11 protein-coding genes are annotated in these 19,299 nt (G+C 44.8%); 7 read left to right on the top strand and 4 right to left on the bottom strand.

Features of this window, described 5'->3' with window-relative positions:
• Nucleotides 1-18 precede the first annotated feature (18 nt).
• Together NFI81_RS22645 and tamL are read left to right on the top strand one after the other, a co-directional pair.
• Complete coding sequence (locus tag NFI81_RS22645) at nucleotides 19-4,947, top strand: translocation/assembly module TamB domain-containing protein (protein ID WP_234615756.1); 4,929 nt, start codon at nucleotides 19-21, stop codon at nucleotides 4,945-4,947.
• Nucleotides 4,937-7,375 carry a translocation and assembly module lipoprotein TamL gene (tamL, locus tag NFI81_RS22640; RefSeq protein ID WP_234615755.1) on the top strand — a complete coding sequence of 813 codons (2,439 nt, stop codon included), beginning with the start codon at nucleotides 4,937-4,939 and terminating at the stop codon, nucleotides 7,373-7,375. The genes NFI81_RS22645 and tamL overlap by 11 nt, the downstream gene beginning before the upstream one ends.
• Before the next feature lie 9 nt (nucleotides 7,376-7,384).
• Here tamL and mce read toward each other — a convergent pair whose 3' ends face one another.
• Nucleotides 7,385-7,789, bottom strand: a complete 405-nt coding sequence (gene mce, locus NFI81_RS22635; RefSeq protein WP_234615754.1) for a methylmalonyl-CoA epimerase — start codon at nucleotides 7,787-7,789, stop codon at nucleotides 7,385-7,387.
• A gap of 6 nt (nucleotides 7,790-7,795) precedes the next feature.
• The gene (rsgA, locus tag NFI81_RS22630) at nucleotides 7,796-8,731 is read right to left on the bottom strand and encodes a ribosome small subunit-dependent GTPase A (RefSeq protein ID WP_234615753.1); all 936 of its coding nucleotides are present in this window, start codon (nucleotides 8,729-8,731) and stop codon (nucleotides 7,796-7,798) included.
• A gap of 247 nt (nucleotides 8,732-8,978) precedes the next feature.
• On the opposite strand from rsgA, the gene NFI81_RS22625 reads away from it, so the two are divergent.
• Nucleotides 8,979-10,202: an ROK family transcriptional regulator gene (locus NFI81_RS22625; protein ID WP_234615752.1), complete on the top strand. Its 1,224-nt coding sequence runs from the start codon at nucleotides 8,979-8,981 to the stop codon at nucleotides 10,200-10,202.
• Nucleotides 10,203-10,256: 54 nt separating this feature from the next.
• Here NFI81_RS22625 and NFI81_RS22620 read toward each other — a convergent pair whose 3' ends face one another.
• On the bottom strand, nucleotides 10,257-11,513 hold the full coding sequence (locus NFI81_RS22620) for a 3-deoxy-D-manno-octulosonic acid transferase (protein ID WP_234615751.1): 1,257 nt from the start codon (nucleotides 11,511-11,513) through the stop codon (nucleotides 10,257-10,259).
• Between the two features lie 221 nt (nucleotides 11,514-11,734).
• Between NFI81_RS22620 and NFI81_RS22615 the strand changes: the two genes are divergently transcribed.
• The 4 genes from NFI81_RS22615 to NFI81_RS22600 all read left to right on the top strand — a co-directional run bounded on the left by NFI81_RS22615 (nucleotide 11,735) and on the right by NFI81_RS22600 (nucleotide 16,186).
• The gene (locus tag NFI81_RS22615) at nucleotides 11,735-12,505 is read left to right on the top strand and encodes a hypothetical protein (protein WP_234615750.1); all 771 of its coding nucleotides are present in this window, start codon (nucleotides 11,735-11,737) and stop codon (nucleotides 12,503-12,505) included.
• A 61-nt stretch (nucleotides 12,506-12,566) separates the two neighbouring features.
• The gene (gene lipA, locus NFI81_RS22610) at nucleotides 12,567-13,445 is read left to right on the top strand and encodes a lipoyl synthase (RefSeq protein ID WP_234615749.1); all 879 of its coding nucleotides are present in this window, start codon (nucleotides 12,567-12,569) and stop codon (nucleotides 13,443-13,445) included.
• A 203-nt stretch (nucleotides 13,446-13,648) separates the two neighbouring features.
• Nucleotides 13,649-14,929 (top strand): methionine adenosyltransferase, encoded by a 1,281-nt coding sequence (gene metK / locus NFI81_RS22605; RefSeq protein ID WP_234615748.1) that lies wholly within the window; start codon nucleotides 13,649-13,651, stop codon nucleotides 14,927-14,929.
• Between the two features lie 174 nt (nucleotides 14,930-15,103).
• Nucleotides 15,104-16,186: a fatty acid desaturase family protein gene (locus NFI81_RS22600; RefSeq protein WP_234615747.1), complete on the top strand. Its 1,083-nt coding sequence runs from the start codon at nucleotides 15,104-15,106 to the stop codon at nucleotides 16,184-16,186.
• Nucleotide 16,187: 1 nt separating this feature from the next.
• Here NFI81_RS22600 and NFI81_RS22595 read toward each other — a convergent pair whose 3' ends face one another.
• Entirely contained in the window at nucleotides 16,188-19,295 is a 3,108-nt protein-coding gene (locus tag NFI81_RS22595; RefSeq protein WP_234615746.1) for an efflux RND transporter permease subunit, read from the bottom strand.
• Nucleotides 19,296-19,299 lie beyond the last annotated feature (4 nt).

The following is a 19,299-nucleotide window of genomic DNA, read 5'->3' as shown; positions in this document are numbered from 1 at the left end:
CGGGCATAATAGAAACGGATGAAGAAAGCACTAAAAGTATTAGCAATTGTAATTCTGACGATATTGATCCTGGTTGGTGTTTTGGTTTGGGGTATTCAAACGCCTTTTGGACAAAACTTTCTGACGACACAGGCCAATTCATATCTTCGGAAAAAGCTTAAAACAAAGGTCAATATTGAAAAAGTGCGTTTCGACGTCCCCGATTGGATCCTGTTAGAAGGTGTTTATTTTGAAGATGAACATGGCGACACGCTTGTTGCAGGCAAAAGACTTTATGTTGATCTCGACATGTACAGCCTCATCAAGGGCAATGTCGGGATCAACAAAGTTGAGCTTGAAGGCATTAATGCCAACATCAACAGGGTTTTACCAGACACCGTTTTCAATTTCCAGTTCATAGTAGACGCATTTGCCAGCGCCGACACCACTACGACGGTCGACACAACTTCCAGCCCGATGGAAATGCGGCTCGACCAGATTTCATTGAAAAATGTGCGTCTGTCCTATCGCGATGCTGTTACCGGCACGGACGCAATAGCCAACATTGATTCGGCACATGTAAATTTTGATAAATTCAATCCTACAATTTCCCAGTATCATCCTTCCAAACTTGCCTTGCTGGGCAGCGAGGTTAAGCTAAGAATGTATCAGCCGCTTAAAACGGAAACCACGCCGGAAACTGTTCCGGATCCCGCTGATTCACTCGACATTAAAGTAGGCGACATTGATATCAGGGAATTTAAATGGTTGTTTGAGGATGAAATCGCTGGCTTGAAAAATGGCGTTTCCGTTGGGAAGCTGGAAGGGCGTGTGAACAACATATATATGGGTAGCCAATATGTGGATGTTCGCAACCTGAACCTGGAAAAAATGTCGCTTTATGCCGAGTTTGCAAAAAAAGCAAAAGCGGAGGCCAAAAAAGACACAACTACTGACGAAGCTGCAGCGCCAGGCTGGAATGTAAAAGTTGGAGACATTAAGCTGGTCAATAACGACTTGCGCTACGATGATTTCAACACACCAGCCCAGCCCAAAGGACTGGATTTTGCGCATTTGGATGTAAAAAATCTTAATGTAGATTTAAAGGACTTTATTTTTTCCCCTGAAAACATTGCGGGCTCGCTTAAATCTGGCTCATTTCAGGAAAAGAGCGGATTTAGGTTACAGGAGTTCAGGACCAATTTCAAATACGGTGCGCAAGAAACCTATTTGCGGAATTTGTATGTCAAAACGCCTAACACGCTGCTGAGGGACGAATTAAGCCTTCGATATAAAAACCTGGACGAACTGGCCAAGGACATTGCAAACGTTAAAATCAAGCTTCGGCTCACTGACAGCCGCGTTGCTTTTGCGGACATTTTACTGCTGGTTCCCGATCTTGCCAAAACCCCGCCATTTGATAAAGAACCCAACGGAATGCTGGAAGGCTCCGGACTCGTTACCGGCTCGGTGGATGATATGCTCATTTCAAAAGCGCGTTTCAGTATGCTTAACGGAACCGTTTTAGCGCTTGACGGTCGCATTCAAGGGTTGCCGGACGCTAATAAGCTCGCCGTGGACATGACCATCAACGAACTCTCTTCAACAAAAGAGGACCTGATGAAAATGCTGCCCGACAGCGCAGTTCCAGCCTCGATAGAACTTCCCGAAGACATTAAGATCACTGGAAAAGTGAAAGGATCGATGGAAAACATCACGATGACCACCACGATCAACACTTCGTTCGGGACAGGCACATTCTCGGGTAACCTGAAAAACATTACGGACAGTATAAGAGCACAATACAACGGCACATTAGCATTCACTGACTTTGATTTAGGCCGGATGATGAAACAACCACCGGCGGAAATGGGCAAGCTGACGCTCAGGACTGATCTGGAAGGGATTGGTTATGCGCCGAAAACGATGAAAGCTAGTCTGGACGGAACAGTAGCAAGTGCTGACATCAAGGGTTATGTGTACAATAACCTTACGTTAAAGGGAGACGTCGACAATGGCTTCGCCAATGTTTCGGCGACGATGAATGATCAGAACATTGATGTAGACCTCACTGCCCAGGCAGACCTTTCGAAAGAATATCCTTCTGTAAAAGCCGACGTTTCCATTGAAAAGCTGGATCTGACTGCGTTGCATTTATATGCCGATTCTTTGCAGCTCAAAGGAAACATTAAGGTGGATATGCCTTCCACTAATCCCGAAAATCCGCTGGGAACAGTTGATATAAACGATTTCACATTTACACATCACCGCAGACCGATAACCATTGATTCCATGAATGTGCAATTGACGGATTCCAGCGGGCAACGTCAGGCAACCATTAAATCACCTTTTCTGAAAGCGGAGATGAAAGGTGATTTTGTTTATACAGAAATTGCAGATGCATTGCTGACGGAAGTTGGTAAACATTTCAAAGCGCCAAACCTTACTTATAATGCTGTTACCAAACCGGTAAATTTCACGCTTGACGCAACGGTAAGCAATCACCCGCTGATCACGACTTTCGTTCCTGCGCTGAAAGAAATGAATGATATTCAGTTTAAAGCAAAATTGGATAACCAGCAGGATTCTTCCATCGTGGCGCGTTTGACCATTCCTATGGTGAACTACGACAGCATTCAAACGGAAAGGGTTTCGGTTGATTTTAGTAATACCAAGGAAAATGCCGCACTGAATGCCAACGTTGGTTTGGTAAACACGGGCAGTTTCAGGATTCAGAATGCTTCGCTGGAAAGCAAAATTGTTAACAATGATGTCAAATTCGATTTCATTGTTAGGGATTCTGTCAATACGGAACGCCATGCGGTGCTGGGCGATCTGGCAATCGCTGATAATCGTTACCGGCTTAATCTGCGTGAAGGCTTGCTTTTGGATTATCTCAAATGGGAAACCGACACTTCCGGGTATATTTCCTACGCTCCTGACAGTCTTTACATTAAGAATTTTGTAATCAAAAGTAAGGATCAGTCGATAACCATCAATTCCACAAGCGAAGCACCAAACAGTCCGCTGGATATTGCAATTGCTAATATTTCCATTGGACCAATGATCGGGATTGCCACACGGGATTCCACATTGGCAACAGGGATTCTGAATGGGAAAATTCTTTTGAGCGATTACATGAAAGCGCCGGTTTATACGGGTGAACTGACGATTGACAGTCTTGCTGTGACGAAGATCCCTGTTGGTAACCTTGTGCTGAAATCGACCAATGAGACTGAAAACCTGATCCGGGTGGATATGTCGCTTACCAACGGGGAAAATAATATGACCCTGGAAGGAAATTACAATCTGAAATCTGAAAGCCCGATGGATTTCAAGCTGGACCTGAAAAGGTTGAGCGCGCAGACGATTGAGGCTTTTAGTTTTGGTGAATTGAAAAAAGCAACCGGAAACTTAACCGGTAATATCGCCATCACTGGCGCCACCGACAGTCCCAGACTCGACGGAGCAATTAATTTTAACGACGTTGCTTTCAATGCTACCCAGCTTGGCTCACGATATTCACTGGCTAATCAGAAAATCAATTTCAACGGGCAAAATATCAATTTCAACAATTTCATCATTGCCGATTCAACCAATCAGCAGATGAAAATTAATGGAAAAGTCGACATCGCTAATATTCCCGATGTAGCATATAACCTGACCATTGATGCAAAGAATTTCAATGTGTTGAATTCGACGCAGAAACAAAACGAGCTGTTTTATGGAAAGGCGAACATTGATGCCGACCTGAGTGTAAAAGGACAAGGCAGCAAATCGGTGATTGACGGAAGCATTAAGGTAGACCCGGGCAGCAACATCACATTTGTGCTTCCTAATGAGGCTACGGAGGCTGGGGACGCTTCCAAAGGCATCATTGAGTTTGTGGATATGAGCGATTCAACCCAGGTTGCCGAGGCAGATTCAGCTGCGGCTAAAATAACAACCGTCGATTTTGCTTCGCAAATTTCCCTCGACATTGACGTGGATGATAAGTCTGAGTTTAAAGTTGTGATCGATGAGCTGAATGGAGACAATATCCGGCTTAAAGGAAATGCGCAATTAAACACCGGGATCGCTCCCAATGGTCAGCTCTTTATGCTGGGCTCCTATGACGTGACCGAAGGCTCATATGACCTCACCTTGCAGATCCTGAAACGACAATTCCAGATCTTGAAAGGAAGTAATCTGCTCTGGACCGGCGATGTCATGAACGCCGAACTGAACATCACTGCTGGTTATACCGTGGAAGTTGACCCGGGATCAATCAGTGCCAAATTCCAGGGTGCCAGCAAGGTCCCCATTCAGGTGCAAGTTGTCATTACAGGAAACCTGACAACGCCGAACATTACATTCAACATTGTGCCGGACGAAACCATTGACAAGCAAGTAACCAACGAGCTGACCAGTCAGAGTTTTTGGGAAAATATGAAAAGCAGTCCGTCTGAAATGAACAAGCAGGCGTTTGCGCTTTTGATTACAAATAAATTTATCACAGACCAATCATCTCCTGGTTTCAATCTCGGATCGAGTGCAGAAGCGGTTGCGCGTCAAAGCGTAAGCCAGCTTTTAAGCGATCAGCTGAATAACCTTGCTTCTGATTTGGTCAAAGGCGTCGACCTGGATATTGGTGTTAACTCTACTGCAGATCAGACAACAGGCGCACGCACCGACCTTAACCTTGGTTTGAGCAAGGCATTTTTGAATGATCGTCTTAAAATCTCCGTGGGTAAAAACTTCGAAATCGAGAGCCAGTCCAACTCAGCCAGTTCCAACGAGGTTTTTGACAACATTGCGTTGGATTATGCGATCACAAGAGATGGCCGGTATTTGTTCAGAGCGTTTCGTAAAAATCAATATCAGTCCATTCTGGAAGGTTTCATCATCGAGACCGGTGTAAGTTTTATTGTGACGGCAGATTATGACCTGCTGCGTGAATTTTTCCAAAGGCAAAAAAATGAGAAATAGTGTATTAGGCATCTTGGTTATTATGGTGACGCTGAGCAGCTGTTCAGTGAATAAATATGTCCCGGAAGGCCAAAGTCTCTATGTGGGCAGCAAAGTAAGTGTGCAAGCAGATACCATAACCAAACCCAATGTTTCGGGCCTGGCTTCCGAGCTGGAAGCCATTGTAAAGCCGCCGCCTAACAAAACGCTTCTCGGTTTTCCCTGGAAAGTATGGTGGTGGTATTTTATTGGTGAGCCGAAAGACGAAGGCGGATTACGGAGCTGGTTTCGCAATAAATTGGGAGAGGCCCCAAAATTCGCAACCCAACGTGTAGCAGACATTAATGCCGCGAACATGGTTTCCCATTTGGATAATGAAGCCTATTATCGCTCAAAAGCCACTGGAAAGCTGGTTCCAAGCAAAAAGAAGAAACGCAGGACTGCCATTTATGAGTTCGATGCCTATGTCATGCCGCGTTATGTGATGAACGAGATCAATTATGTGGTTAGGGACAGCTCTTTATTTAACCGAGATCTGATTTTAGCCAAACAAAAAACACTACTGAAAAAGGGCGAGCCTCCTCGTTTGGATGTCATAGCAACAGAAAGAAGCAGGATAGACCTGGAATTGAAAGGCAAAGGCTATTACTTTTTCAACCCCGATTATCTGATCATTAAAGTGGATTCCACCATTGGAAAAAGGGACTCCACACTGGCGCCTCAGCAGGTGAATATTTTCCTTGAAGTAAAGCCACAAACGGCGCAAACTTCGTTGAAGCAGTATTTTATAAACAAAATTTACGTAAATACCGGAAGCCAGGAAAGTTTGCTCGCGGACACAACGGCTGCCCGTGAGCCGCTCCGCCGTGGCCTGAACATTAAAGATCCGGGCAATCTGTACAAAAGAAGAATTTTTTATGACGCAATCGGTTTCAGGAGGGGAAATATGTATACCAATACCATGCATAATGTATCCCTGCAAAGACTGGTCAATCTCCAAAATTTCAAGTTTGTAAAAAATCAATTCGACCTCGTTCCGCGCTCGGATTCAGCCTTGCTGGATGTGCGTTACGATCTGGAACCGTTGAAAGGGAAAGCGTTACAGACAACTTTAAGTGCGAGTACGAAATCAAATAACTTGGGCGGGTCTCAGCTGGATGTAGCATGGCGGAACCGTAACACATTTAGAGGAGCGGAAATGCTTGCTATCAAAGCTTTTTTCGGATTTGACGTGCAGTTGGGTGGTAATCAGGAGGCAAATCCGAACCGGATTGGTAATGAGTACATTCGCTATGGTATAGGCGCCGATTTGTCCTTTCCGCGCTTTATTATTCCGTTTGTGCGCATTAGACCAGAAAAAAGCCAGGCTCTGCCCAAGACTGTACTTTCTATAAACTATGAAAACCGGGTGCAACGCGGACTTTATACAACCACATCCATCCGGGGAGATTGGGCTTACATTTGGAGCAAAAATTCGGAGGTCGTACACACATTAACTCCAATTGCAATTAACTACATTCAACCTCGCAATGTAAATTATGAGCGTTTGTTTGCCATTGCCACGAGTCCCAATACGAATCCTGTGGATGTGGAACGGTTATTCACGCTGGTTGAGCAAAAATACTTCATTGCAGGATCCAACTATTCCGTATCCTATCGGCCCACGCCTAGACCATTTGCCAGAAACCAATATGCTCTTACGGGTGGAATTGATTACGGTGGAAATTTACTGAGTCTTTTTGCGAAACGTCCTAGCGGAGATTCAGTCGGAATGCCAAAAGAATTTTTGCAGGTTCCCGTATTTCAATACGTAAAGGTGGACGGCGACATCAGATATTACCGCACCATTACGCCGGGAGTCAAATGGGCAAATCGGCTCTTACTTGGAGCTATCAAACCGTACGGCAACTCTAAAAACATGGCTACGCCGCAATTCAAGCAGTATTTTGGGGGTGGTAGTACGGGAATTAGGGCCTTTCGAGCGCGCGCGCTCGGTCCGGGAGCTTATACGCCCGATACAGCAACAATTGCATTGATCGGTTATCAAAATTTTGCTGATATACGCATGGAATTCAATTCAGAACTTCGGATGAAATTCACAAACATCATCAACGGCGCTGTATTTATGGATGCTGGTAATATCTGGTCATTCGGCAGCCCCGAAAGAGCTAGATACGATTCAAGTGCACTTATCGGTAGAGACTTTATCAAACAAATTGCGGTTGGTGGTGGGATTGGATTAAGACTTGACTTCTCCTTTTTGATTTTCAGACTTGACATTGCAACGCCTTTCCGCAAGCCCTGGTACACCAAAGAAATCAAATCTGAAACACCGGAAGGTGAGGTTACTTACAAAAATCCGTGGGTCTTTAACGAAGTCAATTTCCGGAGTAAGGCTTGGAGAAAGGAAAACCTGATCCTCAACATTGCGGTCGGGTTGCCGTTTTAGATTCGACACTCAGGATTTGATTTCCTGACAAAGCTCGATCAACATTCCATTCGTGGTTTTCGGATGCAAAAAACATACGAGCTTGTTATCTGCTCCGGGTTTGGGGGTTTCACTTAACAAGGTGAAACCCTCTTCTTTTAGTCGATTCATTTCGGTTACAATGTCGTCCACTTCGAACGCGACGTGATGAAACCCCTCCCCTTTTTTCTCAATAAACCGGGCAATAACGCCGTCGGGATCTGTGGATTGCAACAGCTCTATTTTGGTTTGGTTAACCTGAAAAAAAGAGGTCAAAACACCCTCGGAAGCAACGGTTTCACGTTTATAGGGATTTGTATTAAAAAGTTTTGAGAACAATTTTTCCGCCTCTTCCAGCTCTTTGACCGCAATACCAATGTGCTCGACGTTCTTCATCCGGTTCTATTTACGGTTATCCTGATCACCAACCATACTCAAATAACTTTCGTAACGGCTGATGGCAATTTCCCCATCCGAAACCGAGTCTTTCACAGCACACCCCGGCTCGTTAATATGCTGACAGTTGTTAAAACGGCATTGATTCAGTAATTCCCTCATTTCCGGGAAAGAATGAGCGATTTCCTCTGCTTTCATGTCGGAAAGGCCCAGTTCCTTAATCCCTGGAGAATCAATGATAAATGTTCCGGGTTCCAGCTCGAACATTTCGGCGAATGTTGTCGTATGCACACCTTTGTTGGCAAATGTGGAAACTTCCTGTGTTTTAATATCCAAATCGGGTGCAATCGCATTCACCAATGTAGACTTTCCAACACCCGAATGACCGGAAAGCAAAGACACTTTTCCTTTGAGCAATGCAGCGAAATTTTCAAGCCCTTCTTCGCTCACGGCTGTGGTGGCCATGCAAGTGTATCCGAGGCCTTCGTAAAGCTCCATCAGCTCAGCCTGGAATTCCTTCATATCATCATTGAGCAGATCCTGTTTATTAAAAATCAGCACGCCGGGAATCCGGAATGACTCAATGGCAACCAAAAACCGATCAATAAAACCTAGTGAAGTTCTAGGGAAAACCAGTGTAGCGATCAGGATAGCCTGGTCAACATTGGCAGCAATCAAATGCGCGTGTGCCGTCTTGTGGACCGAGCGTCGCACAACGTAATTTTCCCTGGGCAATATTTCATGTATGATACCAAAATTTTGCGTTTCGTCTTCAGCCTCAAACCGCACATAGTCACCTACGGCAATGGGGTTAGTGACCTTTAATCCCAAGGCTTTAAACTTTCCCTTCAACCTGCATTGCCAGATATGTCCGTCACGGCTGTCCCGCACATCATACCATGAACCAGTCGACCGCAAAACCAATCCTTTAACTAAATCCATTCCGTCTTTTTTTGCAAATAGCGAATTTAACCGGAGTTTCACATTATACTGCCGTACATGCCAAAATCAACAAAATAAAATTAAGTAGTTTTTCCATAGGCTCTGTTTTTTATTTGCTGGTTACAACCATCGATAATAATATTTTTTAATATTTAGTCGAGTTTAATTGTTTTTGCATACATTAGTATTTATCAATCATAATAATTTTAAATAAACATTATTACAAAATACATTTACACTCCGCATAATGGACTTAGTTGTAGAAGAACCGAATTCGGTCATTGATATTCGTAAAAACCGTATCAGAAGTAACTTATTGCTTCATTTATATCAATCCGGCGATACTTCGATCAACAAAATGGCGCGCCTGTTCCATGCCAGTATTCCCTCGGCAACAGGCATCGTTAATGAGCTCATTCGTGAGGGGTGGATTATTGAAACGGGGACGGGACCCGCGCGTGCAGGCAGGCCACCGGTGTTATACGGACTGAATTCGAAAAAATACCTGACGCTTATTATGGATATCAACCGCCATGATACGCAGCTCGTCATATTTGATTTGCATAATCAGCTGATTTTAAAGCGCAAAGTCGATATCAGGCTCGACGATTCTTCCACATTTCTCGACCAGCTTTTCGAAGCCAGCGACGACTTTCTTAAATCCAATAATATTAATGTCAGTAAGTTATGGGGCATAGGCGTTTCAATGCCGGGGCTTATCAATTCCTCCCAGGGAATCAACCTGACTTATCTTAACCTTACCCCGCCGGGAGTTCCGCTCGTTTCGCATTTAAAGAAACATTTCAAACTGCCGGTTTGCCTTTTCAACGACACAAAAGCGACCACGATCGGTGAGCACAGATTCGGTTTTGCTAGGGAAAAATCTCAGGTCCTGACCATCAACATTGACTGGGGTGTGGGTTTGGGCATTATAATTAATGGCGAAGTTTTCAATGGTGCATCGGGTTTCGCCGGCGAGCTTGGCCACATTCAGGTTAAGCCAGACGGACTTTTATGTCACTGCGGAAAAATCGGCTGCCTGGACACGATCACTTCCGCCATTGCATTGATCAGACGCGCAAAAGAGGGCATTAATGGCGGAAAAGCGACCATTTTGTCTCAAATCGTCAACAACAACCTGGATCTGCTGGACACGTCGCACATCATTGAAGCCGTGCACGCGGGCGACGAATTTTCTATTGACTTGCTGAGCACCGTGGGAACCGAATTGGGTAAAGGACTCGCTACGGCCGTTCATCTTTTCAATCCCGAAGTCATTATAGTGGGTGGATTGCTGGCAGAAGCCGGGCCATTCATCTCCAACCCGATAGAGCAGGCAATCAACAAATATTGCCTCTCTGATTTCAAAAATTCATTGTCTATCCACATTTCCAAACTAGGCGCAAAAGCCAGGTTACTGGGCACGCAGGCGCATTTGTTTGAGCACCTGATTGCGAAGGAATTTTCCTGAGGAATAGCAAAATAATATATAAGGGCTGAATAAGTGACTTGCAAAAGCATTGATTCAGCCCTGCATTTTTTTGACTGCGTTCAGGATCAAATCCGTTGAACCAACTCCATCCGCAATGTAACTTTTGTTCACATTCCCCGCTACTTTCCTAAGTTCGGACGAATCAATCCATTGACGTATAGTGGTTGCCAGCTCTTCGTTACCGGCTACGGCAACGGCTCCTTTTCTTTCAATCAGATCCACTGCTTCCTGGAATTTGTGATATTGCTTATTTCCAAAAGTGATGGGAATGCCAAAAGTGGCGGCTTCCAGAATGTTGTGCAGTCCCGAACCAAACGACCCGCCAATGTAAGCCATATCGCCATATTGGTATAAAGAGGAAAGCATGCCAATGTTATCTATCACGAGATAATCATATTCCGCACTATGTATGTTCTTAGTAAGTTCCGAGTATAAGAGCGTTTTTCCATCCAGACTTTTGCGCCATTGTGCTATCTCCTCTTTACGGATTTCATGTGGGGCAATAATTGCTTTCAGCGATCCTTTAAAATGATTTAAGACGGGGATAAGCACTTGCATATCAGCCTCCCATGCAGATCCGACTATCAAACAAAGTTTGTTTTCCACAAAAGTCGCAACCTCAGGCAAATCCTTCACATGGGCTGCAATGGCTGATACCCGGTCGAATCTTGTATCACCGGCCAGGCTGCCATGTTGCACACCTATGCCATGAAGCAATGCGAGTGATTGTTGATTTTGTACAAAAATGTGATCAAACAAATTGAGCATCTTTTTGAAAAATCCGCCCCTTTTCTTGAAAAAAATCTGGTCGGGCCGGAAGATTGTGGAGAAGGAAATAATGTGCGTTTTGTTCTTTTTCAGCTCAACCAGGTAATTGTGCCAAAATTCATATTTGATAAAAAACGCAATTTTCGGTTGAGCGATTTTGACAAAACGTTTCGCATTGGACGCAGTGTCCCAGGGCAGGTAACATATGTAGTCTGCCCCATTATAGTTTTTTCTAACCTCGTAACCGGACGGAGAGAAGAATGTCAGCAGAATAAAATGATCAGGGAATTGTGTTTTGTAGGCTTCAATAACCGGTCGCCCCTGCTCAAATTCGCCAAGCGAAGCCGCGTGAAACCAGGCCACAGAACGCCCGTTCACCAACTTTTGAAATCCACTTTCCATCTCCTCCAATAACCCTTCGCGACCTGCAACACCAAGTTTGATCTTGTGATTAAACAACGCTGCAACGCGCATCAAAGAGGCGACGGTGCTGATTGCGCTTTGATAGATAACTTCGGACAAAAGATTCTGATTAAAAGAAGATTAGCGAAAAATTTGTTTCAGAAAATCCCGGAAGCGCGGGATGACTGGCGGGCATTTTTATTTCTTTTTTCGTTTAAAGAACATAAATGTACAAAAAACCGTTAAAGTGGTGGCGATATTCAGCGGCTTTAAACTATAATTTTGTACTTTCACTGTTCATACTATACTTCCAATTGTAACAGAGATCTAGATCTAAATATATGATGCGTGTAAAATTTTTACTATCAGTATCTATTCTGTTTGCACTATCGACAGATATATATGCGCAACGTCGGGCAAAGGCTGAGGACAATGAAGAGAGCTATAAATCTTTTACTTCCTTTGGTATAACCACCAATACCAATTCAGGGATATTGGGCGGTGCGGTGTTCAGGCAATCTTCGGCGCTGGGTTCGAAGTTATTTGGCAAAAACCAATACAGATATCTGGCACTCGAACTGGTGAATGTGAAGCACCCGAAAGAGCTTTCTCAACAGGATTTTGTTACGGGGGCAAGGCTTGTTTATGGAAAACAGAATTACCTTTTTGTATTAAGACCAGAGTATGGACGGGAACTCACATTATTTAGCAGACAGGACGATGAAGGCATTTCTATAAGCGGGATTTTGGCTGCAGGACCGTCATTAGGACTGGAAAAGCCCTATATGGTGCAGTTTCAGAGTTCAGACGGACGCGTTGTTACGGAGCCATTTGATCCTGTAAAACATGCCGGAAGCACGCAAACGACCGGGATTGTTGGAGCGGGTAGTTTTTTCCAGGGTTTTGGACAAACGAAGATTGTTCCCGGTTTGCACGTAAAAACAGCAATGAGCTTTGAACTGAGCGCTTTTCGGGAAAATGTTACAGGGGTTGAAATTGGTTTCATAGCAGAAGCATTTACAAGAAAAGTGCAGATCATGGCGTTCGCCGAGAACAGAAGCTTTTTCACCTCGGGTTACCTAACCCTTTATTTTGGAAGCAAAAAGCGATAAATAAATTAGCAATTGACAGTTTAATTTTCAAAAATCAAGCTGTCAGAGATTACGAATATATATGATTGAATTACCTGTTATCCCCTCAGAGCGTAAGAAAAGACCAGATTGGTTGAGGGTTAAGCTGCCAGCCGGACCTGAGTTTAGGAAAGTAAGGCAACTGGTTGATAATTATAAATTGCATACAATCTGCGAAAGCGGAAGCTGCCCGAATATGGGCGAATGTTGGGGTGCGGGGACAGCAACTTTTATGATCCTTGGCAATGTTTGTACGAGAAGTTGCAGTTTTTGTGCAGTAGCAACAGGTCGGCCGAATGAATATGATACCGACGAGCCGAGACGTGTTGCTGAAGCGATCAAACTCATGCAGGTGAAGCATGCGGTAATTACCTCTGTTAACCGGGACGAATTGAAGGACCGAGGCGCCGAAATATGGTATCAAACCGTAAGACATGTCAAAGAAAATACTCCTGAAACAACCATTGAAACATTGATTCCGGATGTGAAAAATAACTGGGATGCGTTGATCCACATGATTGAAGCGGGCCAGGAAGTGGTTTCACATAACATGGAAACGGTGGAACGTTTATACCGTTCGGTACGTCCTCAGGCCAAATATGAAAGAAGCCTGGAACAGATCAGAAGAACAAAGGAATTTGGTCAGCGCACCAAATCCGGCATTATGCTGGGACTTGGCGAAACACAAGGCGAAGTGTACAAAGCAATGGACGACCTTGCAGCCAACGGCCTCGACATTCTTACTTTGGGACAATATCTGCAGCCAACCAAAATGCACCACGAAGTGATCGAATGGATCACTCCCGAAATGTTTGACAATTACAGAGAAGAAGGACTGAAACGCGGACTTAAATACGTAGAATCAGGACCACTGGTAAGATCCAGCTATCACGCGGAACGTCACGTGAATGTGCCGATTTAAATGATAACCATAAATTGAAAAGCCTGCTTTCGAATGAAAGTGGGCTTTTCAGCTTATAAATGCCTGCTGCACTATGCGAATCTGCGCATTCTGAATGGCTTTTTAAGTCTCTTTTATTTGGTTAATATCCCAAAAAAATTCAATTTTGCTTTCTCATTCATACACTAACTTCACTTTTTTTGCCGAATTAACATTTTCAATTTATGCCATACTTATTCACCTCGGAGTCCGTATCTGAAGGACATCCTGACAAGGTCGCCGATCAAATATCAGATGCTTTAATTGACAACTTCTTAGCCTGGGACACTAATAGTAAAGTAGCCTGCGAAACTTTGGTAACAACCGGCCAGGTCGTTTTGGCTGGTGAAGTCAAGACAAACACTTATCTGGATGTTCAGAGAATAACACGTGATGTTATTAGGAAAATCGGATATACGAAGAGTGAATACATGTTTGAAGCCAATTCCTGCGGTATTTTATCTGCCATTCACGATCAGAGTGCAGACATTAACCAGGGCGTTGACCGTGCGGTTGCTTCCGAGAGCTTTGAAGAAAAAGCAAATGCGCAGGGTGCGGGCGACCAGGGAATGATGTTTGGATATGCAACGCGTGAAACTGAAAATTACATGCCACTGGCATTGGACCTTGCTCACAAGATCTTGCAGGAAATGTCTGCGATCAGAAACACAGAGTCCAGCCTGATCCCCTACCTTCGCCCAGATGCAAAATCCCAGGTGACGATTGAATACAGCGATGAAAATGTGCCTTTGCGCATCGATACCATTGTAGTTTCCACACAACACGATGATTTTGATTCAGAAGCGACTATGCTTGCGAAGATCAAAGAGGATGTGATCAACATTGTAATCCCACGTGTGAAAGCGAAGCTTACCCCTGAACTCCAGCAATTGTTCACAGGAGACATTACATTCCACATTAACCCGACCGGCAAGTTCGTAATTGGCGGCCCGCACGGTGACACCGGACTTACGGGACGTAAAATTATCGTTGATACTTACGGCGGAAAAGGCGCTCACGGCGGTGGTGCTTTCTCAGGAAAAGATCCTTCCAAAGTGGATCGTTCAGCTGCATACGCGACGCGTCACATTGCTAAAAACATGGTTGCCTCAGGACTTTGCGACGAAGTGCTTGTACAGGTTTCGTATGCGATTGGTGTAGCCGAGCCTTGCGGCTTGTATGTTAACACTTACGGCACAGCCAAAGTATCCGGCAACGACGGCGAGATAGCTAACAAAATCGGCGAGATTTTTGACCTTCGTCCATACGCAATCGAGCAACGTTTGAAACTACGTAATCCAATCTATTCTGAAACAGCTGCTTATGGTCATATGGGCCGTAAAAATGAGATTGTGACGAAATCGTTCAAAGGCGCTAACGGCGAAGAGAAAGAGGTTGAAGTAGAGTTGTTCACTTGGGAAAAACTTGATTTTGTCGATGCAATCAAAGAAAAGTTTGCATTGTAATAATATATTTTTTGCATTGTAATTATATATTTGTGAAATGATAAGGCCGGCCAATTACCGGCCTTATTCATGCCATTTCGATTAATTTTTACCTTTAACTAATAATAATGGGGTATTTGCGTTGCTAAGGGGCTGCGCAAATCATTCCAACAGAGAAATCCCGTCAGTCTCCTTATGCAATATCAAAAAATCAAGTTTACCAACGCTGGCAAAAGCACATTTTTCCCTACACTTCGACAGCGCGTAGATCAATATTTTTCTTCCAATAACATTTGCAAGTCGGGTGGCAAACAGATCATTTACAAGGCATTCTTTATGCTAAGCCTGTATCTGATTCCCTACTTTCTTATTATTACCGGCCATTTCTCGAACCTATCCATGTTCATTATGGCCATTGTGATGGGATTCGGCGTTGCGGGAGTGGGCATGTCAGTTATGCACGATGCCATTCATGGCTCGTTGGCGACTTCAAATGTGCTGAACAAGTTTTTTGGTGCGTCAATTTACCTTCTGGGAGGTAATGCATATAACTGGGAGGTGCAACATAACAGGCTTCATCACACATACACCAACATTCACGAAGTAGACGAAGATATCACCGGCAAATTCCTGCTTCGTTTATCATTCCAGGAAAAACAGAAACAGATCCATCGTTTCCAGTATATTTACGCATTCTTTTTATACAGCCTGATGACCTTATCGTTCCTATGGAAAGACTTTAAGGAAATCTCACTCTTTAATAAAATGTCGGAGTCTGGAATGACCAAGCCATTCCCGCGTAGGGAGCTTATTAAGCTTGTGATTACCAAACTGGCTTACCTCCTGTTCATCTGCGTGATCCCGCTTTATTTCACATCGCTTACTTTCGGACAATGGTTTATTGGGTTCATGGCCATGCATTGCACGGCCGGAATGATCCTGAGCACGGTTTTCCAGATGGCGCATGTGGTGGAAGGCGTTCACCAACCGGAGCCGGATTGTTCAGGTTGCGTCGAAAATGCATGGGCGGTGCACCAATTGCAGACGACGTCCAATTTTGCCGGAAGAAACCGCTTTTTGTCGTGGTATATCGGCGGTTTGGATTATCAGATCGAACACCATTTGTTCCCATCCATTTCCCACATTCACTATCACGCATTATCGCCTATTGTACAGGAAACTGCACAGGAATTCGGGCTGGAATACAATGCTAAGGAAAACTTTGCCAATGCATTAGGTTCGCATATCAGAATGCTCAAAAGCATGGGCCAAGCCTGATTCAGACCGGATCAACTATTTCACTTTCGCGGGCAACCTGTTCGATCATTTTCATTTTCTCAAAATCCTTGGGCCTCGAGAAGAATGTATAAATAGCCGGGATCACGTATAATGTGAGCACCAGCGAAAACAGCAACCCGCCCATAATCACAATCCCCATCGACATTCGGCTCTTGCCGGCAGAACCCAGCGCCATAGCAATTGGTAATGCGCCCAGGATCGTTGCCAGACTGGTCATCAGGATCGGCCTGAAACGCAATGTTGCCGCTTCCAGAACAGCCTCCTGAATACCAAGCCCTTTTTCACGCAGCTGGTTGGCAAACTCTACAATTAAAATCCCATTTTTGGTTACCAAACCGATCAGCATGATCATCCCGATCTGACTGAAAATATTCAGCGTCTGATCAAAAAACCATAACGAGAACACCGCGCCCCCGATAGCCAGCGGAACTGTGAACATGATGATGAAAGGATCTACGAAGCTTTCAAATTGTCCGGCGAGGATAAAATAGATCAATATCAACGCTAAGAAAAAGGAGAACATTGTATTTGAAGAGCTTTCTGCGTAATCCCGTGAAGAACCGCTTAATGATGTTTGAATGGACTCATCCTTCAACTTATCCCTGATCCGGTCCATGGCTGCAATGCCATCACCAATCGTTTTGCCAGGCGCTAATGCTGCCTGCACCGTTGCACTCATATATCGGTTGTAATGGAAAAGTTGCGGGGGACTGCTTTCCTCCTCTGCTTTGACAATGTTGTCCAGCTGAACCAGACTCCCGTTGCCCGTTTTCACAAACATACTTTTCAAATCCAAAGGCTCGTCCCGGTTCGCACGATCGTATTGCCCGATGACCTGATATTGGCGGCCGTTCATGGTGAAATAGCCAAAACGCTGACCAGCGAACGCAAGCTGCATGGTTTGGGCCACATCCTGAACAGTAACACCCAGCGACTTGGCCTTTTCACGGTCGATGGCGATCTGGATTTCAGGCTTACTGAACTTCAAATTGACATCCGTAATGGCGAATGTCGGATCATTGGAAGCTTCTTCCATGAATTTGGGCACATAGTCACGCAGTTTTTCAAAATCAGGTGCCTGGATTACATACTGAATCGGCAGTCCGCCGCGGGAATCCACGGAAATGGTCTGCTGCTGCACAACGAATGACTTCGCGTCCGGCATTAATTTCAATTTCTGGTTAATATAGTCGGCAATTTCCTGCTGAGATTCTTTGCGGTCTTTTTTATCAACCAATGCAATCCTTCCACTGCCCGTATTTGCTGCGCCGAGGCCGGAATTTCCAGGAGACGTTATCAGCATTAAGCCTTTCTTTCCCGGCATGGAATCCATCAGCATTTGTCCCACTTCCTGCACATAGCGGTCTGTGAATTCAAATGAAGATCCCTCCGGCGCTGTCATATTGATCCTGAACCAGTTACGGTCATCCAGCGGGGCGAGTTCGGATTGCAGGCCTTTTCCGAAAAACCAGATCATTCCTACTGTTAGGGCTACAATGGGAATAGCAACCCAGCGCATCTTTAGGAATTTGGCCAGAGCGTTGCCGTAGTTATTTGTGATACTCTCAAAAAACGGCTCTGTTTTTTCGTAAAACCAGCTCTTTTTGTGCGTTTTACGAACCAGGTAAGCATTCAGCATCGGTGTAAGTGTGAGCGATACAAATGCCGAGATCAAAACAGCTGCGGAGATCACAATCCCGAATTCGCGGAAGAGCTTTCCGACAAAACCTTCCATAAAAATAACGGGAAGAAAAACCGAAGCCAGTGTAATCGATGTAGACAAAACCGCGAAAATGATCTCATTCGCCCCTTTTATGGCTGCCTCGATAGGCCCCATCCCCTGCTCTATTTTCTTAAAAATATTCTCCGTGACGACAATCCCGTCATCCACCACAAGTCCGGTTGCCAGCACGATGGCCAGCAGCGTTAGCACATTGATCGAAAAGCCCATGATGTACATTACAAAAAACGTCCCGATCAGCGAAACCGGAATATCTATCAGCGGCCGGAAAGCAATGAGCCAATCCCGGAAGAAGAGGTAAATAATGATCACAACCAGCACGATGGCTATGAGCAGCGTTTCACCTACTTCTTCAATCGAACGCTCAACAAATATGGTGTTATCGATCAGTGTATCAAGCTCATAATCTTTTGGAAGCTCTCTTTTAATGTCCGCCATCCGCTTATTGACCTCCTCTGCAATATTGAGATAATTAGCACCCGGCATCGGCGAAATGGCTAAACCGATCATGGGAACATTATCCAGTCTCAGGACCGTTTCCTCGTTTTCCGGGCCCAGTGCCGCATAGCCAATATCTTTTAAATGAACCGTTTGTGTTGGCGAATTTTTAATAATCAGCTCATTAAAATCCTCTTCCGTCCGGAATCTTCCAATCGTTTTAACCGTAAGCTCAGTATTGTCACCTGCCAGTTTTCCGCTTGGTAATTCAACATTTTCCTTGTCCAGGGCGATCTTCACATCCTGCGTGGTAATGCCGAGTGAGGCCATTTTGATGGGGTCCATCCAAATGCGCATGGCATATTTCTTCTGGCCAAAAATCCGGATCTCACTTACGCCTTCAATGGTTTGCAAACGCTGCGCGATCACATTCTCCGCATAATCACTCACTTCCAGATGTGATCTTGTGTCGCTTTTGAATGTAAGCACAATAATAGGTTCCGAGTTGGCATCCGCCTTGGCAACAACGGGTGGCCCGTCGATATCCAATGGCAATGTCCTTGAAGCCGAGCCAACCTTGTCCCGCACGTCATTAGCCGCGCGCTCCATATCCACACCAATGTCGAATTCAACCGTTATCTGGCTCGTTCCCTGGCTGCTCGTAGAGTTGATTGACTTAATCCCTTCAATGCTATTAAGCTGTTTTTCAAGTGGTTCTGTGATTTGCGATTCGATAATGTCTGCATTGGCCCCAGTATAACTTGTCCGGATAGAGACCACCGGCGGATCAATGGAAGGGAATTCCCGCATCCCCAGAAATTTGTATCCCAGAAATCCGAACAATATGATCAGCAGGTTCATGACAATCGCCAGAACCGGCCGCTTGATAGAGAGTGTTGATATACTCATATTT

Origin of the sequence: Dyadobacter fanqingshengii (assembly GCF_023822005.2) — a bacterium.
Taxonomy (GTDB): Bacteria; Bacteroidota; Bacteroidia; order Cytophagales; family Spirosomataceae; genus Dyadobacter; species Dyadobacter fanqingshengii.
This window is presented reverse-complemented; position numbering and strand designations above follow the sequence as displayed.

Excerpts from the sequence above, each read along its gene's own strand:
- NFI81_RS22600 (WP_234615747.1), top strand. The coding sequence starts at position 15,104 with ATGCAATATCAAAAAATCAAGTTTACCAACGCTGGCAAAAGCACATTT.
- NFI81_RS22595 (WP_234615746.1), bottom strand. The coding sequence starts at position 19,295 with ATGAGTATATCAACACTCTCTATCAAGCGGCCGGTTCTGGCGATTGTC.
- lipA (WP_234615749.1), top strand. The coding sequence starts at position 12,567 with ATGATTGAATTACCTGTTATCCCCTCAGAGCGTAAGAAAAGACCAGAT.
- rsgA (WP_234615753.1), bottom strand. The coding sequence starts at position 8,731 with ATGGATTTAGTTAAAGGATTGGTTTTGCGGTCGACTGGTTCATGGTAT.
- metK (WP_234615748.1), top strand. The coding sequence starts at position 13,649 with ATGCCATACTTATTCACCTCGGAGTCCGTATCTGAAGGACATCCTGAC.
- tamL (WP_234615755.1), top strand. The coding sequence starts at position 4,937 with ATGAGAAATAGTGTATTAGGCATCTTGGTTATTATGGTGACGCTGAGC.
- NFI81_RS22645 (WP_234615756.1), top strand. The coding sequence starts at position 19 with ATGAAGAAAGCACTAAAAGTATTAGCAATTGTAATTCTGACGATATTG.
- mce (WP_234615754.1), bottom strand. The coding sequence starts at position 7,789 with ATGAAGAACGTCGAGCACATTGGTATTGCGGTCAAAGAGCTGGAAGAG.
- NFI81_RS22625 (WP_234615752.1), top strand. The coding sequence starts at position 8,979 with ATGGACTTAGTTGTAGAAGAACCGAATTCGGTCATTGATATTCGTAAA.
- NFI81_RS22615 (WP_234615750.1), top strand. The coding sequence starts at position 11,735 with ATGATGCGTGTAAAATTTTTACTATCAGTATCTATTCTGTTTGCACTA.